This window comes from Streptomyces seoulensis, from assembly GCF_004328625.1.
Classification (GTDB): Bacteria; Actinomycetota; Actinomycetes; order Streptomycetales; family Streptomycetaceae; genus Streptomyces; species Streptomyces seoulensis.
This window is the reverse complement of the sequence record NZ_CP032229.1, coordinates 1738001-1761613: the sequence shown is the minus strand read 5'-3', so window position 1 is coordinate 1761613 and position 23613 is coordinate 1738001. Positions and strand designations below refer to the sequence as shown.

Sequence of the window (23613 nt, the reverse complement as noted above, 5' to 3'; positions counted from 1 at the left end):
TCCGGAGGACCGCGTGCCCGTTCCGCTGCGCCGCACCTGGGTGGCGCTCATCCTGTGCTGCGCCCTGCTGGCCGGTACCGCCGCCTGTGGCAGGGACGACAGGACCAGCACCCAGAAGACCCCCGCCGCGGCCTCCCCGAGCCCCAGTACCTCCGCCGAACGCCAGAAGTTCGCCAAGAGCAGGTTCGTCGCCAACGCGGGCCTCGCGGCCGGGGCGACCTACCAGTGGATCGTGAAGCCCTGGCGGGCCGGCACCTTCAAGAAGGGCGCCGACGGCCGCAAGGTGGCCCTCGTCAAGGCCGGTCTCGCCGGAGCCTTCGCCTACAACCGCCTCAAGGCCGCCCAGAAGAACGCCCAGGGCGACCCCACCCTCACCAAGGCGCTCGCCCCGCTCACCGCGGGCATCGAGAGCCTGAAGAACCTGCCGGCCAAGCTGCGAGGCGGCGACACGGACGCGATGGGCGCCTTCGAGGACACCATCAACCAGGTGAAGAGCGCGGGGGCGAGCGCGGGCGCACCGGTCAAGGACCAGGTGCCCTCCTCCTCGGACCTCTCCAAGGGCTGACACGCCTGCGGCCCCCCGCCCGGGAAGGGACGGGGGGCCGCGGATGACGGTTGCCGGGGCTCAGCCGCGCTGGATGCCCGAGGTGTCCTGGAGGACGCCGCGACGGCCGTCCTGGGTCTGCGCGACCAGCGCACCGCCGCGCTGCTCGACCGCCAGATACCAGGTACCGGGCGCCAGTTCGGCGACCGGACTGGGCGAGCCGTCCTCCGCGAACAGCGGACGGGTCACCGGCACGGCGAACCAGAACGGCGAGAAGTCGGCGGCGGGCGCCTGCTGCTGCGGCGCCGGAGCGGCCTGCGGGGTGCCCTGGCCGAACGCCTGGGCCTGCTGCGGCTGGCCGCCGCCGAAGGACGCGGCCGGGGCACCGGGGTAGCCGTAACCCTGGGGCGGCTGGGCGCCGTAGGGCTGCGGGGCGGCCGGCTTGGGCGCCGGGATCAGCGGGGCCTGGAGCGCCGGGACGAGCGGGGTGGCGACGGCCGCGCCCGCCAGGATCAGCGTGGCGACCAGCGCCAGGATCAGACCGGTGCCCGCGCTCGGCGACTTGGAGCCGTCGGTGATGTTGTCCAGGCTGCCGACCGGGTCGATCACATTGCCCAGCGCGCTCCACGCCGCGAACACCGCGAACGCCACGCCGAACGCGCCGAGTTCGAGACCGGCGACCTTGCGGGGCTGGGGCAGCGCGCGGGCGGCGACGACGAGCCCGGCGGCGATCAGACCTGCCAGGACGACGCTGAGCAGGACCGGGCCGCTCTCCCAGAGGTTCGGCATGTCGACGTCGCCGGGAAGGTCGTCGTACGAAAGGTTGTCGAAGAACGACGCGATGAGCAGCAACAGCGCCGCTCCGATCACCACGCCGTCGCCTCGGGTGAGGGATCGGATATTCACTTCATCAGGTCCTTCGTAGGTCGTCTCGTCGTCGGTAGACAGTACCGTCCGCGTGATCCGCTGTGCGGACGGTTTCGCCCGGCGGTCACGACTCGTGCAGGAAACTCACGATTCCCGCAGAGATCCCCTGCGCGGCCTTCTGCCGCCAGGGACCGCTGGTCAGCAGGGCCACGTCGGACGTGTCCCGCATGTTCCCGCACTCGATGAACACCTTCGGAACCGTTGACAGATTGAGACCGCCGAGATCCGTGCGCGTGACCATCCCGGTGCCGTCGCCCAGGTAGTTGGAGAAGGGCTCACCGGTGGCACGGCGGTAGCCGGCCGCGACCCGCGCGCCCAGCTTCCTGGACGGAGCGACGATGGGCCGGGTGTCCGCGCCGCCCGCGTGCACCGCGCCCGGCATGATCACGTGGAAGCCGTGGTTGCCCTCGGCCGAGCCGTCCGCGTGCAGCGAGATCGCCGCGTCCGCGTGGGCGGTGTTGCCGATCCGGGCCCGCTCGTCCACGCACGGCCCCCACTCGCGGTCGCCGTCGTGGGTCAGCTTCACGCTGGCGCCCCGCTTCTCCAGCAGCGTCCGCAGCCGGTGGGCGAGGTCGAGGGTGAACTTGGCCTCCGGATAACCGGCGTCGGTGGCGGTACCGGTGGTGTCGCACTCCTTCTTGCCGTTGCCGACGTCGACCTGCTTGTTGATCTCGGCCGAGTGCCGGAAGTTGCCCGTGTTGTGGCCGGGGTCGATGACGACGACCTTCCCGGCGAGGGAACCCGCGCTCGCCGACGGACTGCTCGTGCCGCCCGGCGCCGCCGACGCCGGGGGACTCACGGCGGCCGCCGGGCGGTCCGGCTCGTCGCCGAGCGCCGACCAGCCGAGCCAGCCGAGCAGGGCGACCGGCACCAGCGCGGCGAACGTGATGGTCAGCGCGCGCCGGGAGCGCGGCTGGGGGGCTTCGTCTTCCGGGCCTTCGTACGACACGCAGCCACCCTAACGGCACCCCCCGCCCGGCTCCCGCATCCGTGACGGTACGTCAGATACCGTCCCCGGTGCGCCTCAGCACCCGCAGCGAGCCCGTCGCGGAGACCTCGGTGAAGGCGCCAGAGGCCAGCGCCCGCAGGTACACCCGGTAGGGCGCCTGGCCGGTGAACTCGTCCTCCGGCTCCGGGAAGACGTCGTGGATGACCAGCAGGCCGCCGGGCGCGAGATGCGGGGCCCAGCCCTCGTAGTCGGCACTCGCGTGCTCGTCGGTGTGGCCGCCGTCGACGAACACCAGCGCCACCGGGGAGTTCCAGATCTTCGCGACCTGCGGGGAGCGGCCGACCAGCGCGATCACATGGTCCTCCAGACCCGCCCGGTGCAGGGTGCGGCGGAAGGTGGGGAGCGTGTCCATCAGGCCGACCTCGGGGTCGACGGTCTCCGGGTCGTGGTACTCCCAGCCCGGCTGCTGCTCCTCGCTGCCCCGGTGGTGGTCGACGGTGAGCGCGGTGACCCCGGCCTCGCGGGCCGCGTCCGCGAGCAGCACGGTGGAGCGCCCGCAGTAGGTGCCGACCTCCAGCAGCGGCAGCCCGAGCCGCCCGGCCTCCACCGCCGCCGCGTACAGCGCCAGCCCCTCGTCCACGGGCATGAACCCCTTCGCGGCCTCGAACGCGGCCAGGATCTCCGGCTTGGGAGCGGCGGGCATGGGGGGTTCCTCTCGTCGTACGTCCTTCTCGGCGCCTCATGCTGCCGCACCCCCCGCCGGAGAACGACGGGGGGTGCGGTGGCGGGGGACTTGTACGGGTTACGCGGTGACCGTCTCGCCCGGCAGCGGCAGGTCCAGTTCGACCGGGCGCTCGTCCCCGGCGTGCGTGGCGGCCGAGGCCAGCGGGCCGTGCCCGGCGGCGCGGGCGGCCAGCACGTACGGGCCCTCGGACGGCACCGCGAGCGCGTAGCCGCCGTCATGACCGGAGAGCGTGGAGCCGGCCTGGCGGCCCCGGCGGTCGATCAGCGTCACCTTGGCACGGGCCACCGGAGCGCCGGAGGCGTCCAGCACCCGGCCCCGGAAGCCGCGCAGCACCTCCTCGGCACGCTCCAGCACCGCGTCCTCCTCGCTGCTGGCCCGCAGCTGGGTGTGCTGGGCGGCAGGACGCGGGGTGCGCGGCAGGAACACCGCGAGCGCCAGGCCCACCAGCACGGCGGCCGTGGCGATCAGGAAGGACACCCGGAAGCCGTGCATCGTCGGCACCGCGACCCCGCCGCCCAGGTCGTGCGCGGTGTTGGCCAGCACCATGCCGATTACGGCGCTGGAGACCGAGGTGCCGATGGAGCGCATCAGGGTGTTGAGACCGTTGGCGGCACCCGTCTCGGAGGCCGGGACCGCGCCCACGATCAGCGCGGGCAGCGAGGAGTACGCCAGGCCGATACCGGCGCCGAGGACCATCGAGGTGATGATCGTCTGCCAGGCGGCGTGCATCAGGCCGAGCCCGCCCGCGTAGCCGACGGCGATGACCATCAGGCCGATGATCAGGGTCGTCCGGGGGCCGTAGCGGGCCGAGAGGCGGGCGTAGACCGGGGCGGTGAACATCATGGTCAGGCCCAGCGGGGCCACGCACAGACCGGCGACCACCATCGACTGACCGAGGCCGTAGCCGGTGGCGGTGGGGAGCTGGAGCAGCTGGGGAAGGACCAGCGAGACGACGTAGAAGCTGACGCCGACCATGATCGAGGCGAGGTTGGTGAGCAGCACCTCGCGGCGGGCGGTGGTGCGCAGGTCGACCAGCGGGGCCGGTATGCGCAGCTCGTACACGCCCCACAGCAGCAGGACGGCGAGCGCGGCGCCGAAGAGGCCCAGCGTGGTGCCGGAGGACCAGCCCCAGTCGCTGCCCTTGGTGATGGGCAGCAGGAGCAGCACCAGACCGGCGGAGAGACCGGCGGCGCCCGGGTAGTCGAAGGAGCCCTTGGCGCGGGCCGGGGACTCGGGGACGACCAGCAGGGTCAGGCCGATGGCGAGCACGCCCAGGCCGGCGGCGCCGTAGAACAGGGCGTGCCAGTCGGTGTGCTGGGCGACCAGGGCGGCGGCGGGCAGTGCCAGACCGCCGCCGACGCCGATCGAGGAGCTCATCAGCGCCATCGCGGAGGCGAGCCGCTCACGCGGGAGCATGTCGCGCATCAGGCCGATGCCCAGCGGGATCGCGCCCATCGCGAAGCCCTGGAGGGTGCGGCCCACGATCATCAGGAGCAGCTGGCTGGTGACCGCGCTGACCAGCGCGCCGATCACCATCACGGACAGGCTGAGGATCAGCATCCGGCGCTTGCCGTACAGGTCGCCGAGGCGGCCCATGATCGGGGTGGCGACGGCGCCCGAGAGCAGGGTGGAGGTGAGGACCCAGGTCGCGTTGCTCGGCGCGGTGCCGAGCAGTTGCGGCAGGTCCTTGATGACCGGCACGAGCAGGGTCTGCATCACCGCGACCACGATGCCCGCGAAGGCGAGCACCGGGACTACGGCCCCGCCCGCTTTCCGGGTGGTGTGGTCGGGGGTGGTGTGGGTCATGGAAATGGGTCCTCCCGCGTGAATACGTGCAGGGTGAACCTCGTATGCACGGGAAACTATTCCGTTGCTTCGGGACGCTAATGAATCCTTGACCGAGACATGGGTTTCTGAGCGGGTGTCAGTGCTTGTCCTCGGTCCGGGTCACAGCCAGCCGCGCTGCCGGGCCTCGCGTACGGCCTCCGCCCTGTTGCGGGTGCCGGTCTTGCCGATCGCCGAGGAGAGGTAGTTGCGGACGGTGGACTCCGAGAGGTGCAGCCGGGCGGCGATGTCGGCGACCGTCGCGCCGTCCACGGAGGCGGTCAGCACCTCGCACTCCCTCGTCGTGAGCGGGTTCGGCCCGGCGCTCAGCGCGGCCGCCGCCAGTACGGGGTCGACGACCGTCTCCCCGGCCAGCACCCGGCGCACCGCCTGGGCCAGCTCCTCCACCGGGCCGTCCTTGACCAGGAACCCGGCCGCTCCCGCCTCCATCGCCCGGCGCAGATAGCCGGGCCGCCCGAACGTCGTCAGGATCAGCACCCGGCACCCGGGCACCCGCTCCCGCAGCAGCGCGGCCGCGTCCAGCCCGCTCATCCCCGGCAGCTCGATGTCCAGCAGCGCGACGTCCGGCCGGTGCTCCACGGCTGCCGCCACGATCGCGTCCCCGGCGGCCACCTGCGCGACCACCTCGATGTCCTCCTCCATCCCCAGCAGCAGCGCCAGCGCGCCCCGCATCATGCCCTGGTCCTCGGCCAGCAGAAGCCGGATCTTGTTCACGGCGCCAGGGTAGCGGGGGGCCGTCCGGCGGTCAGGGGGGTGCGGTGCCCTGCCGGGGGCTTGGCGGGTGGGTCGGCGGAGGGTGCGGTGCCCTGGCCGGGGGCTTGGCGGGTGGGTTAGCGGGGGGTGCGGCGCCCTGGCCGGGGGCTTGGCGGGGGTGCGGAAGCCTTGTCGCTGCTGGCGCGGGCTGGGCCGGCGGGAGCCGGTGGGGGTGGGGGCGTTGCTCGGCGCGGGCGGGTCTGGGGCGATGCCGTGGGAGGCCGGGGGGCCTCGTTGGCTTGGCCGGGTGGGCACGTTGAGGCGGGCGGTCCGTAGAGCTGCCGTCGGAGGTCGAGGGGGCTTGCCCGGTGCGCGGGCCGACGGGAGCGGCGGGAGCCTTGTCGGCTTGGCCGGGTGGCGCGCAGAGGCGGGCGGGGGTCGGGGCGGGTTGCCCGGCGTGCGGGTGCGGTGCCGGATGCTTCGTCGGCCTTGCCGGTGCCTTGCGGGCCGGGGTGCGACCTCGGCGTCGTAAGTCCGTCAGGACTCCAGGACGACCGGGATCGGGTCCTCCGTGGCCGGGTCCGGTGGGGTTGTCGGGAGTTCCGCCGTCACCGTGAAGCCGCCTGCCGGGGACGGGCCCGCGGTCAGGGAGCCACCGGCTGTGGAGAGGCGTTCGGTGAGGCCCCTCAGGCCGGTGCCGTCGGGGGCGGGGGACGCGGTCGGGGTGCCGTTGTCGGTGACGGTGAGGCGGACGCGTTCCCCGGCGCTCTCCACCATGATCTCGCAGCGGGTGGCGTGGCTGTGCCGGACCACGTTGGTCACCGCCTCGCGCACCACCCAGCCGAGCAGCGCCTCGGTCTGCGGGGCCAGCGGTGCCCCCGACTGCCGGACCACCGGCTCCACGCTCGCCGCCGCCAGCGCCGAGCGGGCGCGGGTCAGCTCGGTGGACAGACTGCCCTCGCGGTAGCCGGTCACCGCCTCCCGGATCTCGGTCAGCGCCTGCCGTCCCACCGACTCGATGTCCCCGATCTGCGCCAGCGCCGCGTCCAGGTCCCGGCCGGCCAGCCGCCGCGCGGCCTCCGACTTCACCACGATCACCGACAGGGTGTGGCCCAGCAGGTCGTGCAGATCGCGGGAGAAGCGCAGCCGTTCCTTCTCCACCGCCCGCCGCGCCAGTTCCTCCCGCGCGGCCCGCAGTTCCCGTACCGCCTCCGACAGGCCCAGGATCGCCGCCGTGACCATGCAGGACAGGAAGGTCGCGTACCCGATGTTCGGCGCCTCCCGCCAGCCCTCGCGCAGACCGGCGAGGACCGCGCCGTACGCCGCGAGCAGCAGGCCGATCCGGCCCAGGTGCCGGCCGCGCACGGTGGCGCCGGTGGCGAGGCCGAGCAGCGGGAAGAACAGCAGCCAGTTGCCGCCGTAGCCGACCGCGAGCCCCGTCGTCACCAGGCCCATGGTCAGCAGGGCCAGCCGGGTCGCGAGGGACTCGCGCTTCTCGCGGTCGAAGGCGCGGAAAGTGACGTAGACGTAGAGGGAGTTGAAGACGAACAGGCCCAGGCCGCCGATCCACGGGCTCTCGGCCTTGCCCTGGAGCAGGTTGGAGAACGAGCCCAGGCCCAGCAGCAGCCAGGGCAGCAGGGCGAACCCGGTCGGCGGGGGACCCGCGTGCTCGTCCCGCCCACCGCACTTCCTGCCCGAGGCCCGCTGGAGGTCCTTGGCGCGGGCCATGTCCGTCTTCCACTGGCGCCGCGCCGCGGTCGCCGCGCGCAGCCGGCGCCGGGCCTGTGCCCACCATGACATGTGCGTGTTCCCCGCGTTCCCCGTGCTCGTCACCGCTGTACCGTCCCCCCGCTGGACGGGGCGACGGTACAGCGTAGGAAATGAACGCCTCTGTCCGCATCCGGCCGGTTCGCCGCCCCGCGTCTGTGTCATGCCTACGACGGTAGAAGCGGGGCGCCGCCCGGGGCAGAGGCGTACGTACGGGCTCCGGCAGTACAAATGTCACGGCCGGACATGACGAAGGGGCGGGGTACGAGCCGTATGGCCCGTACCCCGCCCCTCGCTGTATCCGTCAGACAGCCGTCCCGGCGGTCCCGTCGCCCGGACGGCGATGGCGCCCGCTGGGGGCGCCGTCCCCGTCCCGGTCGGCGACCGGTCCCCGGTGCCGCCCGTGCCCGTCCGCCTCGGCGGAGACGGATTCGGGCACATGGACCCCGGAATCCGCGGACGCGGACATCGGCTGCGTCGTGCTGGCTTCGGTCATCGGAAGCATTCACCCCGTCAACATGATCGTCTTGCAGCCGGGAGAGTCTAACCAACCCGCTGGCACCGGGGTCCAGGCGGCCGGGCCGGGGTCCGTTACTCCGCGGCCGCCTTGGCGAGAGGAGCCTCGCCCAGGGGCATCGGGCGGGGGGTCGGGGGTTCCGGGTTCGGGGGGTCCGCGGGGGGTGGTGGGGTCGGTTCGGCTACTCCGCACGGGGTCTGGGGGGTCGAGTACGGGAGGCGGAGGACGCCCTCCGGGGTCCAGAGGCCGGAGCCGGCCAGCCAGCCCTGGGGGGCCGGGAGGTGGCGGACGCGGGGGTCGGTCGGGTGCCAGGTGCCGACCCAGGTGCCGAGGGGGCCGTCCACCCGGAGGGCGACCGCGCAGTTCTCCGGGGTGAGGACCTGCCCCGGCTGGATGGCGAACGGCGTCACCGTGCAGTCCGGCAGCCGGAGCGCGCCGGGGAAGCGGACCGGCAGGGTGCTGCCCAGCACGCCCCAGCCCAATCGTTCCTGCCCCGGCGAGGCCGCGTCCGAGCTGATCACCAGCAGCCCGCTGTCCGGGTCGGCCAGCAGCAGCCGGTCGTCGCTGTCGGGCGTGATCTCCAGCAGCGGGGACACCTCCCCGTCCCGCCCCAGGTCCACCACGACCGTCTTGGTCCGGCCCCCCAGCTCCCGGTCGAGCGCCAGCATCCGCCCGCCCGTCTCCAGCCAGACCCCGCCCGAGCACCGCCCCGGCACCTCGGCCACCCGCTCCGGCCCGGCGGCACCCCCCGCCACCCGCCACACCGCCGTGGACGTCTCGCACACCGCCAGCGCGTACGCCCGCTCGCCCCCCGGCGCGGGCGGCAGCAGCGTGACGTAGGTGTCGGCATCGCACTCCACCGCGCCCACCGCCAGCTCACCGGTGCCGGGCCCGGTCGGATACAGCAGCGAGAAGACGTGCCGCCGCTCCACCAGCCGGTGGATCAGCACCCGCCCGTCGCCCATCGGGTGCACCTCGGTGCCCGGCTCCTCCGGCTGCCCGCCGGGCAGCGGCACCGCGTACGGCTCCGGTCCGTCCAGCGTCCAGCGCTCCGGGAACCAGCTCTCCCCGTCCAGCGCGAGCCGGGCGGCGTACGCGCCGTCCGCCGTGATGGCGTACCGCGTCGTGGGCGCCTCGTGTTCCGCGCCGGTCGACGGGGATTCGATCGCACAGGCCGTCATGGTTCGGTCACCTCCGGCGACGAAGCTAGTTTTCGCACGCACGGGCGGGGGCCGGGTCCGGACCACTTCACACATACGGGTGGCGCAGAAGCGATTCCTCTGAGGAAAGGGCGGGTGTGGGCGTACCGGCCCGGGGCCGCCGTACGCGGTACGGCCCCCCTGGACGGACAGGTAGCCTTTCCTCGTGCCCCGTCTGTCTGAAGTCATCGCCGCCCTGGAGACCCTGTGGCCCGCCGAGCGGGCCGAGTCCTGGGACGCGGTCGGCACGGTCACGGGCGACCCCGGCCAGGAGGTCACCCGCGTCCTGTTCGCCGTGGACCCGGTGCAAGAGGTCGTCGACGAGGCCGTACGGCTCGGCGCGGACCTCCTCGTCACCCACCACCCGCTCTATCTGCGCGGGACGACCACGGTGGCGGCCGGCACCCCCAAGGGCCGCGTCGTGCACACCCTGATCAAGAACGACGTCGCCCTGCACGTCGCGCACACCAACGCCGACAAGGCCGATCCCGGAGTCTCCGACGCCCTGGCCGGCGCGCTGGACCTCCGCGTCACCGGCCCCCTCGTACCCGACCCCGACGACCCGGCCGGGCGCCGGGGCCTGGGCCGGATCTGCGAGCTGGACCACCCGCTGACCGTGCGCGAGCTGGCCGAGCGCGCCGCCCAGCGGCTGCCCGCCACCGCGCAGGGCATCCGGGTGGCCGGCGACCCCGACGCCGTCGTCCGCCGGGTCGCCGTCAGCGGCGGCTCCGGCGACAGCCTCTTCGACCGGGTCCGCGCGGCCGGTGTGGACGCCTTCCTCACCGCCGACCTGCGCCACCACCCGGCCTCCGAATTCGCCGCGTCCGTCGGGGAGCGCCCCCTCGCGCTCATCGACGCCGCCCACTGGGCCACCGAGTGGCCCTGGTGCGAGCTGGCCGCGGCCGAACTCGACCAGATCTCCGACCGTCACGGCTGGGGCCTCCGGGTCCACGTGTCCACGACGGTCACCGACCCCTGGACCGCCCACGCGGCGTCCCCCGTCACCACTAGCCCCATGGGAGCCCCCAACTGAACGCCGAGCCCGCCGACCAGATCCGACTCCTCGACGTCCAGGCCCTCGACGTCCGCCTCCAGCAGCTCGCGCACAAGCGGAAGTCGCTCCCCGAGCACGCCGAGATCGAGGCGCTGGGCAAGGACCTCGTCCAGCTCCGCGACCTGCTGGTGGCAGCGCAGACCGAGGAGAGCGACTGCGCCCGCGAGCAGACCAAGGCCGAGCAGGACGTGGAGCAGGTGCGCCGTCGCGCCACCCGTGACCAGCAGCGCCTGGACTCCGGCGCGGTCACCTCGCCCAAGGACCTCACCGGTCTCCAGCACGAGATCGCCTCCCTCGCCAAGCGCCAGGGCGACCTGGAGGACATCGTCCTCGAGGTCATGGAGCGCCGCGAGGCCGCCCAGGCGCGGGTCGCCGAGCTGACCGAGCGCGTCGCCTCCGTGCAGGCCAAGTCCGACGACGCCACCGGCCGCCGCGACGCCGCCTTCCGCGAGCTGGACGACGAGGCCGCCGCGGTGACCAAGGAGCGCGAGGTCGTCTCCGCCTCGGTCCCGGCCGACCTGCTCAAGCTGTACGACCGTCTGCGCGTCCAGGGCGGCGGGGTCGGCGCGGCCAAGCTGTACGCCCGTACCTGCCAGGGCTGCCGCCAGGAGCTGGCGATCACCGAGCTGAGCGAGATCCGCGCGGCCGCGCGGAACGCCGTGGTCCGCTGCGAGAACTGCCACCGCATCCTGGTGCGCACGTCGGAGTCGGGTCTGTAGTCGGGTCGGTGGTCGGGCGGTAAGGAGCGCTGGTCGTGCGGGAGTTCGTCGTCGAGGCCGACGGCGGGTCGCGGGGCAACCCCGGCCCGGCCGGGTACGGGGCCGCCGTGAGCGACGCGGCGACGGGGGAGACCCTGGCCGAGGCCGCCGAGTTCATCGGCGTCGCCACCAACAACGTCGCCGAGTACCGGGGTCTCCTCGCCGGCCTGCGCGCCGCCCACGCCCTCGACCCCGAGGCGCGGGTCGCCGTCCGGATGGACTCCAAGCTGGTCGTCGAGCAGATGTCGGGCCGCTGGAAGATCAAGCACCCCGACATGAAGCCCCTGGCCACCGAGGCCCGCGCCGTCTTCCCGCCCGGCCGGGTCACCTACCAGTGGATTCCGCGCGAGCAGAACAAGCACGCCGACCGCCTGGCCAACGAGGCGATGGACGCCGGCGCGAAGGGCGAGACGTGGACACCCCGGACCCCGGCGCCGGCCCTTGACCCCGAGGGTCCCCCCGGGGACGCCCGCGCCGGAGCGGCGGCCGCGCGGGCGGCACTGGCTCAGGGGCGGGCCGTGCCCGCTTCGGAGCCGGACGACGCGGCTCGGCCCGACACCCGCGCCGCCCGTACCGTCGCCTCCGCCACCACCTCCGCGCCCGGCTGGAGCGCGGCCCCCGATCTCGGGGCGCCCGCGACCTTCGTGCTGCTCAGGCACGGGGAGACGCCGCTGACTCCGCAGAAGCGGTTCTCCGGGAGCGGGGGGAGTGATCCCGCGCTGTCCGAGGTGGGGCGGGAGCAGGCACGGCTGGTGGCCGGGGCACTGGCGCGGCGGGGAACCGTACAGGCGGTCGTCGCCTCGCCGCTGGCCCGTACGCGGGAGACCGCCGCGATCGTCGCCGACCGGCTCGGGCTCGACGTGCGCGTGGACGACGGGCTGCGCGAGACGGACTTCGGCGCGTGGGAGGGGCTGACCTTCGGGGAGGCCCGCCAGCGCCACCCCGACGACCTGACCGCCTGGCTCGGCGACCCGGAGGCGCGTCCCACCGGCGGCGGCGAGAGCTTCGCGGAGACCGCCGAGCGCATCGAGGAGGCCCGCGCCCGACTGGTCGCCGAGTACGCGGGCCGTACGGTCCTGCTGGTCACCCACGTCACGCCGATCAAGACCCTGCTGCGGCTCGCCCTGGGCGCCCCGCCGGAGTCCCTGTTCCGGATGGAGCTGTCGGCCGCCTCGCTGTCGGCGGTGGCGTACTACGCCGACGGCAACGCGAGCGTACGGCTGTTCAACGACACGTCCCACCTGCGTCCCTGAGCCCGGCCGCACCCCGCGCCAGCTCCTCGATCCGGGCCCAGTCCCCGGCGGCCACCGCGTCCCCCGGGACCATCCAACTGCCGCCCACGCAGCCCACGTTGGGAAGCGCCAGATACTCCGGCGCGCTCGCCTCCGCGATCCCGCCCGTGGGGCAGAAGCGGGCGTCGGGCAACGGCCCGGCGAGGGACCTCAGATAGGCCGTACCGCCCGCCGCCTGGGCCGGGAAGAACTTCATCTCGCGCACCCCGCGCTCCAGCAGCGCCACCACCTCCGAGGTGGTCGACACCCCCGGCAGGAACGGCACCCCGGACTCCCGCATCGCGGCGAGCAGCGACTCGGTCCAGCCGGGGGAGACCAGGAACCGCGCCCCCGCCCCCACGCACCGGCTCACCTGCTCCGGCGTGATCACCGTCCCGGCGCCCACCACCGCCTCCGGCACCTCCTCGGCGATGGCCCGGATGCCGTCCAGCGCGGCCGGCGTACGCAGCGTGACCTCGATCGCGGGCAGCCCCCCGGCGACCAGCGCCCGCGCCAGCGGCACGGCGTCGGCGGCGTCGTCGAGCACGACGACGGGGAGGACGGGTGCGAGATCCAGTACGGAGGCGGGGGAGGGCGCGGCTGAGGTCATGGACGCCATCGTGCCCAGGGGAAGCAGTGTGCGCAACGAACGTTGCACATGCTGCAATGCCTGCTCGGTGAAGGCTCAGTGGACCTCGTCCACCAGCACGTCCAGCGCCCATGGCTTCCCGGCCTTCTCCGGCGCCGCCGCCTCCACCTCGTACCCGAGATCCCGCAGCGCGGTGACCAGCTCGGCGGGGTCCTTCGGCGCGGCACCCCCGGTGAGCAGGGCGCGGACGATGCGGCCCTTGGTCGCCTTGTTGAAGTGGCTGACCACCTTGCGGGTGGGCGCGTGCAGCACCCGTACCGTCGCGGTGCGGCCCGCGACGTCGCCCTTGGGCTTCCAGGCGGCGGCGTACGCGGCGGAGCGCAGGTCCAGTACGAGCCCGTCCCCGGCCGCCCCGGGCAGCACCTCGGCCATCGGCCCCCGCCAGTGCCCGGCCAGCGCGCCGAGACCGGGCAGCTTGACGCCCATGGAGCAGCGGTAGGAGGGGATGCGGTCGGTGACGCCGATCGCGCCCCAGAGGCCGGAGAACACCAGCAGCGAGCGGGCGGCGCGGCGCTTGGCGGCGGGGTCCAGGGTGGCGAGGCCGAGGGCGTCGTAGAGGACCCCGGTGTAGATCTCGCCCGCCGGGCGGGCGCCGGCCGTGAGCAGCCCGGCGTTCTTGGCGACCTCGCCGCGCAGCCCCTCGCTGAGCCCCAGCACCTCGCGGGCCTTCTCCTCGTCCCCGGCGCACAGCTCGGCCAGTTCGGCGAGCACGGCCTGCCGGGCGGCGGCGAGACCGGGCAGGGACAGCGACTCGGGCTTCAGCGGGGCACCCCGGCCCGAGGACGCCTTACCCTCCGACGGGGGCAGCAGGACCAGCACGGACAGACTCCTTCTCTCGGCCTCCGCGCCAGCGTACGGGCCCCGCGCGGCGGTCCGTGCCGCCCGTCCGGCCCGGTACCATGGTCGGCACGGCAGACGAGCCGGGCGGACGGCCGCGTGGAGTCCCTTGAGGGGGCTTCCCGAGGAACGTCCGGGCTCCACAGGGCAGGGTGGTGGCTAACGGCCACCCGAGGCGACTCGCGGGACAGTGCCACAGAGAACAGACCGCCTCGCGCCTCGGCGCGGGGTAAGGGTGAAACGGTGGTGTAAGAGACCACCAGTGCCCAGGGTGACCTGGGCAGCTAGGTAAACCCCACCCGGAGCAAGGTCAAAAGGAAACACCCCGGTGTTTCTGCGCGGACGACCGAGGGCTGCCCGCCCGAGTCCGCGGGTAGACCGCACGAGGCCGGTGGCAACACCGGCCCTAGATGGATGGCCGTCACCGGGACGCCCGCGAGGGCCCCCGGAACAGAACCCGGCGTACAGCCCGACTCGTCTGTCGTACCCCCCTCCTGAGAGCCCCTGAGGCTCTACTCCTCGAACAGCACCTCCTGCTCCGTCACCACCGTCTCGCGCAGGCGGCGGCTTCGGGCGCCGATGACCGCGGCTGTGGCCGCCGCTGTGACGCCCAGGGCCGCTGGGACCATCCAGTTTCGGTCGAAGATGTGGCCGAGGAGGTGGTCGAGGGAGAGGCGGCCGGGGCCGGTGACGGCGAGGCCGGCGGCGGCGAGGCCGAGGCTGGCGGCGTATTCGTAGCCGCCCTCCTGGGCGAAGAAGCCGTTGGAGACGTGGAGGGCCGCGGCGCCCGCCATCGCGCCGGCGGCGGAGGCGCCCGCGACGGGCGTGGCGAGGCCCAGGGCCAGCAGGACGCCGCCGCCCGCCTCCGCGACGCCCGCCGCCGTCGCGCTCGCCTTGCCCGGGGCGAAGCCCACGGACTCCATGAACTGGCCGGTGCCCACCAGCCCGTGGCCGCCGAACCAGCCGAACAGCTTCTGCGCGCCGTGCGCGGCCAGTACGCCGCCGGTGCTCAGCCGGAGCAGCAGCAGGCCCACGTCGCGTCGGTCGTAACAGGTCATGGTGACCCCCTGTCCCTTGGCTTTCCCTTGGCTCCACCGTCGCACCGGGTCCCCCGTCCGGCCTCCCGGGCCGGGCGTCCGGGTGGCGCGGGCGGGGGCACGGCGAGGGGCGTCCGGTGGCAGGGCGCGGGGAGCGGTGTGAGCCTGACGCCATGACGATTCAGCCCGCCAAGCTGCGCGACCCGGCCGTGAGGGCCTTCGTGCACGCCGTCAACTCCCATGACCGCGAAGGCTTCATGTCCCTTCTCGCGCCCGGAGCGACCATGGCCGACGACGGCTCCGACCGCGACCTCGCCGTCTGGATCGACCAGGAGATCTTCTCCAGCCACGGTCATCTGGAGGTCGACAACGAGTCCCGGGGCGGCCGCGCCCTCGTCGCCCGGTACCGCAACGACACCTGGGGCGAGATGCGCACCCGGTGGACCTTCACCGTGGCCGACGACGGGCGGATCTCCCGGTTCGAGACGGGTCAGGCGTAACAGGCGTAAGGGGAAAAGGGCGGCCACACGATCGGGCCATCGGACTTTCATAAGAGGGCAAAGTCCTGGCCGGGGATACACCTCCCCCGGGTAAGGGCCGTTCGGAGCCGGTGTACGGTCCCCGGGTGCGTGAAAGTTCCCCGCTCAGCCGACGTGCCCTCCTCGGTCTCACGGCGGCCGCCGTGCCCCTGACCGCAACCGCTCCCGCCTCCGCCGCCGGAGCGAGATCCGTGGGGACGAGAGCCGCGGGCGTCGTCGGCGGGGAGCGGCTCGGCCTCGGCGGGGTCCAGGTCCGGGCGGCCGGGCTGCCGAAGAAGCTCACCGCGCAGGCGTGGCTGGTCGCCGACCGGGACACCGGCGAGGTGCTCGCGTCGTACAACGCGCACCGGCGGCTCGCGCCCGCGTCCACGCTGAAGATGCTGTTCGCGGACACCGTGCTGCCCAAGTTCGCGCCGGAGCAGCGGTACCGGGTCACCGACGCCGACCTCGCCGACATACCGTCCGGGTCCAGCCTCGTCGGCGTCCAGGCCGGGACCACGTACACCGTCGAGCAGCTCTGGCAGGGCGTGTTCCTGCGCTCGGGCAACGACGCGGTGCACGTGCTGGCCCACATGAACGGCGGGATCGCCCGCACGGTCGCCGAGATGCAGGCCAGGGCGGAGTACCTGCACGCGCTCGACACCCATGTGGTCAGCCCGGACGGCTTCGACCACAAGGGCCAGATCTCCTCGGCGTACGACCTCACGCTGTTCGCCCGCGCCGGGCTCACGAACGCCGACTTCCGGCGGCACTGCGCGACGCGTACCGCCGACTTCCCGGCGGGCGGCAAGAAGACCTTCCAGATCCAGAACACCGACCGTCTGCTCACCGGCGCGTGGGGGCTGCGGCCGTACCCGGGGATGCTCGGCGTGAAGAACGGCTACACCAGTCACGCGGGCAACACCTTCACCGGCGCCGCCACCCGGGACGGCCGCACCCTGCTGGTCACCGTGATGCACCCCGCCGAGGGGAGCAACGCGGTGTACGAGCAGACCGCCGCCCTCCTCGACTGGGGCTTCGGCGCAGGCCGCGCCGCCCAGCCGGTCGGCCTGCTCGCCGCTCCCGGCGGTACGAAGGGCACCCGGCCGACCGTCAGCCCGCTGCCGACGGAACACTCCGCCCACGCCTCCACCACCCCGCCCGGCCCCTCCACCCTCCGCCTCGCCGAGGGTGCGGCGGGCACGGCGGCCCTGCTGGGCGCGGGCGCCTGGGCACTCCTGCGCCGCCGCCGCGCGGCTACGGCGGGGGCGCAGGCTGAGGCGGCACCGACCGGCCGCCGCCGGGCCCGCGCGGCGTACACCCCGGCCGAGACGGTGCCCCCGCAGGGAGACCGGCGCCGGCCCCGGGCGGCGGACACCGCTGCCGAGACAGCGCCCCAGCAGGGCGGCGGCCGTCGCCGGGCGCGGGAAGCTCCTGCCGAAGGCGCCCCCCAGCAGGGCGGCCGACGCCGGGCCCGCGGGCCGGAGACCCCTGCCGAGGACGCCTCCCAACAGAGCGGCCGCCACCGCCGCTGACCCCCACCGCAGGCGTGACCTCCCTCCCACCGTCGGCGACCTTCGTACACACGTCCCCCACACCACCCCGGAGCTGAGACCATGGTGGGCGTTGTCCGGGGTTCTGGCTGGGAGGGGTCGTATGGGTGAGCGGGATGTCGTGACGGCTCCGGGGGTGGAGGCCGGTACGGGGGCGGCCGGAGTCGTGGAGCGCCCGCGCGGGGTGCTCGTCACCTTCATGCTCGGGGCGCTCACCGCCACCACACCGCTGGCGATGGACATGTACCTGCCCTCCCTGCCGGAGGTCACCCGCACCCTGCACGCCCCCGCCGCCACCGTGCAGCTCACCCTCACCGCCTGCCTCGCCGGGATGGCGCTCGGGCAGCTGGTCGTCGGCCCGATGAGCGACCGGTGGGGGCGGCGCCGCCCGCTGCTGACCGGGCTCGCGGTGTACCTCGTCGCCACCGCCCTGTGCGCGTTCGCTCCCACCGTCGAGACGCTGGTCGCCTTCCGGCTGGCGCAGGGACTCGCGGGCGCGGCCGGGATCGTCATCGCGCGGGCCGTCGTACGCGACCTGTACGACGGCGTCGCCATGGCCCGCTTCTTCTCCACCCTGATGCTGATATCCGGGGTCGCCCCGATCGTCGCCCCGCTGATCGGCGGGCAGATCCTCCGGGTGACCGACTGGCGGGGCGTGTTCGTCGTCCTCACCGGCATCGGGGCCGTGCTCACCGCGCTGGTCTGGCTGCGGCTGCCCGAGACACTGCCGCCCGCCGAACGGCACCGGGGCGGGGTGAAGGAGTCCCTGCGCACCATGCGCGGCCTCCTCGCCGACCTGCCCTTCACCGGCTACCTCCTCGCGGGCGGCTTCGCCTTCGCCGCGCTGTTCGCGTACGTCTCGGCGTCCCCGTTCGTCGTCCAGGAGGTCTACGGTGCCTCCCCGCAGACGTTCAGCCTGCTGTTCGGGCTCAACTCGGTCGGCCTGGTCGTCGCCGGACAGATCAACGGCAAGCTGCTGGTGGGCCGGGTCCGGCTGGACCGGGTGCTCGCCTGCGGCCTCGCGGTGATCGTGCTGGCCGCGACCGCGCTGCTGCTGATGGCGACCGGGGTGTTCGGCGAGGTCGGGCTCGCGCCCGTCGCCGCCGCGCTGTTCGTGCTGATGTCGGCGATGGGCTTCACGATGCCCAACACCCAGGCGCTCGCCCTGCTGCGCACCCGGCACGCCGCCGGTTCCGCCTCCGCGCTGCTCGGTACGACCTCCTTCCTCATCGGCGCGGTCGCCTCACCGCTCGTCGGGATCGCCGGGGAGCGCACCGCCGTCCCGATGGCCGTCGTCCAGTTGGCGGCCGCGCTGGTCGCGGGTGTCTGCTTCATGGGACTGTGCCGTCCCTGGCGGACGGGCACGGGCCTGGAAGGACCAGAAGGAGGAGACCACTGAGCGCACCCAGACTCCGTCCCGGCACCCCCGAGCGGGCCGGGCTCGACCCGGCGGGGATGGCCCGCCTCACCGACGACCTGCACGCCCTGACCGCCGGGGCGCACCCCTGGGCGGCCGGGGCCGTCGCGGTGGCCGGGCGCGGGCCGGTGATCGCGGTCGCCGAGGCGTCGGGGTGGGCCGTACGGTACGCGTCCTGGGACCCCAAGGCCGCTACCGGCGTCGAACTGCCGCCGGCCCGGCGGGTGCCGGTCACCCTGGACACCCCCTTCGACCTCGCCTCGCTCACCAAGCTGTTCACCTCCGTCGCGGCGCTCCAGCAGATAGAGCGGGGCACCCTCGGGATCGACGCCCGCGTGGGCGCGTATTTGCCCGAGTTCACGGGTGCGTCCGAACACGGCGTCACCGTACGGCAGTTGCTCACCCACACCGCAGGGCTCGCGCCCGAACTCCCGCTGTACGACTACCCCGACCTCACCGCCCGGCTGGCGCGGCTGCGCGCGGAGCCGCCGACGTCGAAGCCGGGGGAGTACCTGTACTCCGACCTCGGCATGCTGCTCCTGCAGTTCGTGCTGGAGCGGATCACCGGGCGGACCCTGGACGTGCTGATCGCCGACGGCATCACCCGCCCGCTGGGCATGACGGCGACCTCGTACGGGCCACGCCCCGACGCGGCGGCCACCGAGGACCAGCGGCGGCCCTGGGCCAAGGCGGACCGGGGGATGCTGCGGGGCGTCGTCCATGACGAGAACGCCTGGGCGCTCGGCGGGGTCGCGGGCCACGCGGGCCTCTTCTCCACCGGCCCCGACCTCGCCGTCTTCTGCCGCGCGCTGCTCGCGGGCGGCGCGTACGGGCCCGCCCGCATCCTCGGCCCCGACTTCGTCGAACTCCTCCTCACCCCGCCCGGCCTCGGCTTCGCCCTGGACGAGCCCTGGTTCATGGGCACCCTCTCGGGCCACGGCGCGGCCGGCCACACGGGCTTCACCGGTACGTCGCTGGTCATCGACCCCTCGACGGACACGTTCCTGGTCCTCCTGGCCAACACGGTCCACCCGGTCCGCCGTCCCCCCGACAGCCACCCCCGAGCGGCCCTCGCCTCCCGCCTGGCGAAGGCGGTCCGGGACGCTTAGAAGAGTGGCTTCGCGCACCTGAGAGAATCGTCGGGTGAACGCCCCCGCCTCCGCCGCCGATACGCTCCGCTCGACCCTCGCCGGGGTGCTGGACGGGTTGCCGCCCCGGCAGGCGGCCTCCGCCGTCGAGCGGCTCATCGCCAATTACCGGGGGGACACCCCGACGAACGCGCCGATCCTGCGGGACCGCGCCGATGTGGCGGCGTACGCGGCGTACCGGATGCCCGCGACGTTCGAGGCGGTGCGGGCGGCGCTGGAGGCGTTCGCGGACGCGGTGCCCGCGTGGGTGCCGGGCAGCCATGTGGACATCGGGGGCGGGACCGGCGCGGCGACCTGGGCGGTGGCCGCGACCTGGGACGGGGAACGCCCGGTGACCGTGCTGGACTGGGCAGAGCCCGCGCTCGCCCTCGGGCGGGAGATCGCCGGTTCGCACCCCGCGCTGCGCGGCGCCGAGTGGCGGCGGGCCCGGATCGGGGCGGCGCTGGAGCTGCCGGAGACCGATCTGGTCACCGTGTCGTACGTCCTCAACGAGCTGTCCGAGCCCGACCGTGCCGCCCTCGTCGAGGCCGCCGCCGCTGCCGCGCGGTCCGTCGTCATCGTGGAGGCCGGGACGCCGGCGGGGTACGAGCGGATCATCGAGGCCCGCGACCGGCTGATCGCGGCCGGGTTCCGGGTCGCGGCGCCCTGTCCGCACAGCGCGCCGTGCCCGATCGTGCCGGGCACCGACTGGTGCCACTTCGCGGCGCGGGTCAGCCGGTCCTCGCTGCACCGGCAGGTCAAGGGCGGGTCGCTGGCGTACGAGGACGAGAAGTTCAGCTACGTCGCGGCGACCCGGCTGCCCGCCGAGCCCGCCCCCGCGCGGATCGTACGGCGGCCGCAGATCCGCAAGGGGCAGGTGCTGCTCGATCTCTGCGAGGCGGACGAGCAGTTGCGGCGGACGACGGTGACCAAGCGGCACGGTGATCTGTACAAGGCGGCCCGGGACGTGGAGTGGGGCGATGCGTGGCCGCCGCTGGGGGACGACTAGCACGCGGGTTACGCGTCACCGCACGGGCTTTCCCTGGCAAAGAAAGGGGAAAATCGTGCATACCCCTCCATTGTGAGGTATGTCTCGCCAGTCTCCTTCATATCCGTGCTCGGGCTCCCCGTGGCGCAGGATGATGGGACGATGAGGCATGCTGTCCGCACCACAGCGAGGCGAGGGGACAGATGAGCGCGACGTTCGGCGGCCGGTCCGGCCGGCAGGGCAGGATCTCCCAGTGGCTGCGTGGACGGCGTCCCAAGGACGAGGCCGCCGACGACGGTGGCCGTGAGGCGATGCTGCTCGCCGCCGCCGGGGCGGGGCTGTCGCTGGCGCCCGCCGCGTATCCCGCGCCGGGGTACGGCTGTTCCTGCGACCGCGTCGGCTGTCCCACTCCCGCGCGGCATCCGGTGTCCTTCGCCTGGCAGACCCAGTCCACGACCGATCGTGCGCAGGTCGAGCGGTGGGTACGGGAGCAGCCCGAGGCCAACTTCATCACCGCGACGGGGATGACGCACGATGTGCTGGACGTGCCGCTGGAGGCGGGGCGCGCTGCTCTCGACCGGCTGCTCGGGGAGGGGGTGGAGGTCGGTCCGGTCGCCGAGAGCGACGACGGGCGGATGCTCTTCTTCACTCTGACGCGGGGTACGCCCGAGGACGAGGACGAGTGGTGGCCGTGTGAGCTGGACTGTCACCCCGAGACGATGGACGAACACCCGGGGCTGCGCTGGCACTGCCGGGGCTCCTACGTCCTGGTCCCCCCGGCCCGCCTACCCGGCGCCCCGACGCGCGGCGTCCGCTGGGTCCGGGGCCCGGAACACGCGTTCCCCGAGCCCCTCACCCTGCTGGAGTCCCTGACGGACGCCTGCGCCCGCCACGCCGGCACAGACCCGGACCCCCACCCGGCGACAGCCTGGCCCTCCCGCCACTGACCGCTCCGGCCTCCGGCCGGATTGTGTTCCCACCCGCCCCACCCGTGCAGCTTTCGAGGTCGGGTGCGGGTGGCCCCTGCGGTCGGACTCGCCGTCGGCGGCTGCGGGTGGGGCGGCAGGCGTCCGGCCTTCGGCCGGATTGGGCTCCCACCCGCACCACCCGTACAACTCGCGTCCTCGGGTGCGGGTGGCCCCGGGTGGACTCGTCGTCGGCGCCTGCGGGCTGGCGGGGAAGCGGATTTGTGGCCTTACCTGGCAACGAAGTTGAGCCGATATCCGCAAGGCCGGGACCCCGCAGACGCCGACGTTGCTTTCGCCCCACCAGGGCCACCCGCACCCGACGACGAGAGTTGTACGGGTGGCTGCGGGTGGGAAGACTCGCCTATTCGCCCTGCGCAGCAGTCAGTCCCTGGACGCGGCCCAGTATCGACACCGGCCCCCCGCCCGGAGGGTCCAGCGCGGCCTGGTTGGAGATGAATTCCAGGGTGAGGGACTGTTTGACCTCGCCCTTGGTGAGGGCTTGGACGTCGCGGTTGGGGACGGTCACCGAGGTCCCGGCGGCGGCTGTGCGTTTTTCGTAGTGGTGGGAGGCGAAGAAGACGAGGGCGCCGCCGTCGGCGGTGCGGAGGGCGAGGGGGGCGAAGGCGTCGCGGGTGAGGGGCTCGTCGATGTACTGCCGTACCAGCCCCGGCTTGCGGGCCTGTTGGGCGCGGACCGCCCGCCAGTTGCTCGTACTCGGCCCGTCGGCGAAGGTCTTGCCCCCGTCCCGCAGATACGCCGCGTACCGCGCACTCAGATCCTCGCCCGGTACCGCCTCGGCCCAGCCGTCCGCCCCCACCCGGAAATCGGGCACCTGCCCGGCCGGGACGAGGGTCAGATACGCCACCCGCCAAGCCTCGCCGAGATCATCCCGCACGAACACCATCAACCACCGCGCGGAACCCCCCTTGTTGCCCTTGGCGTTCACGACGAACCACCGGGGCCAGCCGGCCTTGGCCGGGATGGTGTACTTCGCGTCGGTCAGGGTCAGCGGAGTGTGCCGGGAGTTGCCGCCGGGATTGTTGGCGTGCCCCGCCCTCAGCCGCGCGGAGTCGATCGCCCCGAACGCACCGGTGACATACCCGGCGTCGAGGGAGGAGTCGTAGGCCCGGTCGGCCCTGTTGTACGCGTCCGTGAAGCGGGCCAGCGCGCGAGCGGCCTCCGGACGGCTCGCCGCCGGCAGCACCTCACGCTCGCCGTGCACCACGACACACCCGCTGGTCATCACCGCGCAGACGGCCAGCGAGGCCGCTGTGCGTGCCCTCCGGTTCCGGCCGCGAGGCCCACGACCGCTGCGATCCCTGCTCATCAGGCGACGTCACCTTCCCCTTCCCGGAGGCGAACCCTACCGGGAGGGGAGGAACGGGCGGCCCCCCGAGGTGCCGCCTACTTCGCGCCGGTGGCGACCGGCTCGCCCGTTTGACCGGAGACACGGAAGGGCAGCAGGAACAGCGTCAGCACCGGCACCAGGTACAGCAGCCACACCACGAGCTGGACCACCGTGGGGTCGGGCTGGAAGTTGAACACGCCCTTCAGCAGCGTCCCGTACCAGCTGTCCGGCGGGATCGTGTCGCTGATGTCGAAGGCCAGGTGTGTCAGCCCCGGCACCCAGCCCGCCTCCTGGAGGTCGTGGACGCCGTACGCGAGGACCCCCGCCGCGACCACGACCAGCATCCCGCCGGTCCAGGTGAAGAACTTCGCCAGGTTGATGCGCAGCGCGCCCCGGTAGAACAGCCACCCCAGCAGCACCGCCGTGGCGATACCGAGCGCGACGCCGATCAGCGGGCGCGGCGTGCCGTCGCTCGCCGCGTGCACCGACGCCCACACGAACAGCGCGGTCTCCAGCCCCTCCCGGCCCACGGCGAGGAACGCGGTGGCGACCAGCGCGCCGGTCCCCATGGCGAGGGCCGCGTCGAGCCGGCCGTGCAGCTCGGACTTGAGGTGCCGGGCGGTGCGCCGCATCCAGAACACCATCCACGTCACCAGGCCCACCGCGACGATGGACAGCGAGCCGCCCAGCGTCTCCTGCGCCTGGAACGTCAGCTCCTGCGAGCCGAATTCGAGCGCGCAGCCGAAGCCCAGGGCGAGCGCGACCGCGATGGCGATGCCGGTCCAGATCGGCTTCAGCGCCTCGCGGCGCCCGGTCTTGACCAGATAGGCGATCAGGATGCAGACGACGAGCGACGCCTCCAGGCCCTCGCGCAGACCGATCAGGTAGTTGGAGAACACGGA

General features: G+C 73.8%; 23 protein-coding genes and 1 other RNA gene. 11 read left to right on the top strand and 13 right to left on the bottom strand.

The window, feature by feature from the left end; all coding sequences use genetic code 11:
* Positions 1-13: 13 nt before the first annotated feature.
* On the top strand, positions 14-565 hold the full coding sequence (locus tag D0Z67_RS08255) for a hypothetical protein (protein WP_031179765.1): 552 nt from the start codon (positions 14-16) through the stop codon (positions 563-565).
* A gap of 60 nt (positions 566-625) precedes the next feature.
* Here D0Z67_RS08255 and D0Z67_RS08250 read toward each other — a convergent pair whose 3' ends face one another.
* From D0Z67_RS08250 to D0Z67_RS08215, 8 genes are all read right to left on the bottom strand, one after another.
* Positions 626-1450, bottom strand: a complete 825-nt coding sequence (locus tag D0Z67_RS08250) for a DUF5336 domain-containing protein (RefSeq protein WP_031179766.1) — start codon at positions 1448-1450, stop codon at positions 626-628.
* Between the two features lie 85 nt (positions 1451-1535).
* The gene (locus tag D0Z67_RS08245) at positions 1536-2420 is read right to left on the bottom strand and encodes an N-acetylmuramoyl-L-alanine amidase (protein ID WP_031179767.1); all 885 of its coding nucleotides are present in this window, start codon (positions 2418-2420) and stop codon (positions 1536-1538) included.
* Positions 2421-2472: 52 nt separating this feature from the next.
* Positions 2473-3123, bottom strand: a complete 651-nt coding sequence (locus D0Z67_RS08240; RefSeq protein ID WP_031179768.1) for a class I SAM-dependent methyltransferase — start codon at positions 3121-3123, stop codon at positions 2473-2475.
* Positions 3124-3222: 99 nt separating this feature from the next.
* Entirely contained in the window at positions 3223-4971 is a 1749-nt protein-coding gene (locus D0Z67_RS08235) for an MFS transporter (protein WP_031179769.1), read from the bottom strand.
* 141 nt (positions 4972-5112) lie between these two features.
* On the bottom strand, positions 5113-5724 hold the full coding sequence (locus D0Z67_RS08230; RefSeq protein ID WP_031179770.1) for a response regulator transcription factor: 612 nt from the start codon (positions 5722-5724) through the stop codon (positions 5113-5115).
* 516 nt (positions 5725-6240) lie between these two features.
* A complete protein-coding gene (locus tag D0Z67_RS08225; protein ID WP_051887504.1) occupies positions 6241-7503 on the bottom strand; it encodes a sensor histidine kinase in 1263 nt (420 codons plus the stop codon).
* Positions 7504-7774: 271 nt separating this feature from the next.
* Positions 7775-7966 carry a hypothetical protein gene (locus tag D0Z67_RS08220; protein WP_031179772.1) on the bottom strand — a complete coding sequence of 64 codons (192 nt, stop codon included), beginning with the start codon at positions 7964-7966 and terminating at the stop codon, positions 7775-7777.
* A 95-nt stretch (positions 7967-8061) separates the two neighbouring features.
* Positions 8062-9168 carry a hypothetical protein gene (locus D0Z67_RS08215; RefSeq protein WP_037774451.1) on the bottom strand — a complete coding sequence of 369 codons (1107 nt, stop codon included), beginning with the start codon at positions 9166-9168 and terminating at the stop codon, positions 8062-8064.
* A 184-nt stretch (positions 9169-9352) separates the two neighbouring features.
* On the opposite strand from D0Z67_RS08215, the gene D0Z67_RS08210 reads away from it, so the two are divergent.
* The 3 genes from D0Z67_RS08210 to D0Z67_RS08200 are packed head-to-tail and all read left to right on the top strand — an operon-like array spanning position 9353 to position 12251.
* Positions 9353-10219 (top strand): Nif3-like dinuclear metal center hexameric protein, encoded by an 867-nt coding sequence (locus D0Z67_RS08210; RefSeq protein WP_031179774.1) that lies wholly within the window; start codon positions 9353-9355, stop codon positions 10217-10219.
* On the top strand, positions 10216-10959 hold the full coding sequence (locus D0Z67_RS08205) for a zinc ribbon domain-containing protein (protein WP_078873076.1): 744 nt from the start codon (positions 10216-10218) through the stop codon (positions 10957-10959). The genes D0Z67_RS08210 and D0Z67_RS08205 overlap by 4 nt, the downstream gene beginning before the upstream one ends.
* A gap of 35 nt (positions 10960-10994) precedes the next feature.
* Positions 10995-12251, top strand: a complete 1257-nt coding sequence (locus D0Z67_RS08200; protein WP_031179776.1) for a bifunctional RNase H/acid phosphatase — start codon at positions 10995-10997, stop codon at positions 12249-12251.
* Here D0Z67_RS08200 and D0Z67_RS08195 read toward each other — a convergent pair.
* Positions 12223-12879, bottom strand: a complete 657-nt coding sequence (locus D0Z67_RS08195) for a bifunctional 4-hydroxy-2-oxoglutarate aldolase/2-dehydro-3-deoxy-phosphogluconate aldolase (protein WP_031179777.1) — start codon at positions 12877-12879, stop codon at positions 12223-12225. The genes D0Z67_RS08200 and D0Z67_RS08195 overlap by 29 nt on opposite strands.
* Positions 12880-12954: 75 nt before the next feature.
* Positions 12955-13737 (bottom strand): peroxide stress protein YaaA, encoded by a 783-nt coding sequence (gene yaaA / locus D0Z67_RS08190; RefSeq protein WP_031179778.1) that lies wholly within the window; start codon positions 13735-13737, stop codon positions 12955-12957.
* A 97-nt stretch (positions 13738-13834) separates the two neighbouring features.
* Here yaaA and rnpB point away from each other — a divergent pair.
* Positions 13835-14236, top strand: an RNA gene (gene rnpB, locus D0Z67_RS08185) — RNase P RNA component class A.
* Positions 14237-14267: 31 nt separating this feature from the next.
* Here rnpB and D0Z67_RS08180 read toward each other — a convergent pair.
* Positions 14268-14813, bottom strand: coding sequence for a DoxX family protein (locus tag D0Z67_RS08180; protein WP_031179779.1), 546 nt, complete (start codon positions 14811-14813; stop codon positions 14268-14270).
* Positions 14814-14965: 152 nt separating this feature from the next.
* On the opposite strand from D0Z67_RS08180, the gene D0Z67_RS08175 reads away from it, so the two are divergent.
* The 6 genes from D0Z67_RS08175 (at position 14966) to D0Z67_RS08150 (ending at position 21342) form a co-directional block, all read left to right on the top strand.
* Positions 14966-15292 (top strand): hypothetical protein, encoded by a 327-nt coding sequence (locus D0Z67_RS08175; RefSeq protein WP_031179780.1) that lies wholly within the window; start codon positions 14966-14968, stop codon positions 15290-15292.
* A 230-nt stretch (positions 15293-15522) separates the two neighbouring features.
* The gene (locus tag D0Z67_RS08170; protein ID WP_420824428.1) at positions 15523-16845 is read left to right on the top strand and encodes a serine hydrolase; all 1323 of its coding nucleotides are present in this window, start codon (positions 15523-15525) and stop codon (positions 16843-16845) included.
* A gap of 121 nt (positions 16846-16966) precedes the next feature.
* The gene (locus D0Z67_RS08165) at positions 16967-18262 is read left to right on the top strand and encodes a multidrug effflux MFS transporter (RefSeq protein WP_051887505.1); all 1296 of its coding nucleotides are present in this window, start codon (positions 16967-16969) and stop codon (positions 18260-18262) included.
* A 56-nt stretch (positions 18263-18318) separates the two neighbouring features.
* On the top strand, positions 18319-19389 hold the full coding sequence (locus D0Z67_RS08160) for a serine hydrolase domain-containing protein (protein ID WP_031179783.1): 1071 nt from the start codon (positions 18319-18321) through the stop codon (positions 19387-19389).
* A 34-nt stretch (positions 19390-19423) separates the two neighbouring features.
* Positions 19424-20416, top strand: a complete 993-nt coding sequence (locus D0Z67_RS08155) for a small ribosomal subunit Rsm22 family protein (protein WP_031179784.1) — start codon at positions 19424-19426, stop codon at positions 20414-20416.
* Between the two features lie 182 nt (positions 20417-20598).
* Positions 20599-21342, top strand: a complete 744-nt coding sequence (locus D0Z67_RS08150) for a bifunctional DNA primase/polymerase (protein WP_031179785.1) — start codon at positions 20599-20601, stop codon at positions 21340-21342.
* 382 nt (positions 21343-21724) lie between these two features.
* Here D0Z67_RS08150 and D0Z67_RS08145 read toward each other — a convergent pair whose 3' ends face one another.
* Both D0Z67_RS08145 and efeU read right to left on the bottom strand, forming a co-directional pair.
* The gene (locus D0Z67_RS08145; RefSeq protein ID WP_031179786.1) at positions 21725-22690 is read right to left on the bottom strand and encodes an SCO2278 family lipoprotein; all 966 of its coding nucleotides are present in this window, start codon (positions 22688-22690) and stop codon (positions 21725-21727) included.
* A 77-nt stretch (positions 22691-22767) separates the two neighbouring features.
* Entirely contained in the window at positions 22768-23610 is an 843-nt protein-coding gene (gene efeU / locus D0Z67_RS08140; RefSeq protein ID WP_031179787.1) for an iron uptake transporter permease EfeU, read from the bottom strand.
* Positions 23611-23613 lie beyond the last annotated feature (3 nt).

Coding starts and splice junctions, on each gene's coding strand:
- D0Z67_RS08240 (WP_031179768.1), bottom strand. CDS start 3,123: ATGCCCGCCGCTCCCAAGCCGGAGATCCTGGCCGCGTTCGAGGCCGCG.
- D0Z67_RS08235 (WP_031179769.1), bottom strand. CDS start 4,971: ATGACCCACACCACCCCCGACCACACCACCCGGAAAGCGGGCGGGGCC.
- D0Z67_RS08225 (WP_051887504.1), bottom strand. CDS start 7,503: ATGTCATGGTGGGCACAGGCCCGGCGCCGGCTGCGCGCGGCGACCGCG.
- D0Z67_RS08220 (WP_031179772.1), bottom strand. CDS start 7,966: ATGACCGAAGCCAGCACGACGCAGCCGATGTCCGCGTCCGCGGATTCC.
- D0Z67_RS08215 (WP_037774451.1), bottom strand. CDS start 9,168: ATGACGGCCTGTGCGATCGAATCCCCGTCGACCGGCGCGGAACACGAG.
- D0Z67_RS08195 (WP_031179777.1), bottom strand. CDS start 12,879: ATGACCTCAGCCGCGCCCTCCCCCGCCTCCGTACTGGATCTCGCACCC.
- D0Z67_RS08180 (WP_031179779.1), bottom strand. CDS start 14,813: ATGACCTGTTACGACCGACGCGACGTGGGCCTGCTGCTGCTCCGGCTG.
- D0Z67_RS08175 (WP_031179780.1), top strand. CDS start 14,966: ATGACGATTCAGCCCGCCAAGCTGCGCGACCCGGCCGTGAGGGCCTTC.
- D0Z67_RS08165 (WP_051887505.1), top strand. CDS start 16,967: ATGGGTGAGCGGGATGTCGTGACGGCTCCGGGGGTGGAGGCCGGTACG.
- D0Z67_RS08160 (WP_031179783.1), top strand. CDS start 18,319: ATGGCCCGCCTCACCGACGACCTGCACGCCCTGACCGCCGGGGCGCAC.
- D0Z67_RS08150 (WP_031179785.1), top strand. CDS start 20,599: ATGAGCGCGACGTTCGGCGGCCGGTCCGGCCGGCAGGGCAGGATCTCC.
- D0Z67_RS08145 (WP_031179786.1), bottom strand. CDS start 22,690: ATGAGCAGGGATCGCAGCGGTCGTGGGCCTCGCGGCCGGAACCGGAGG.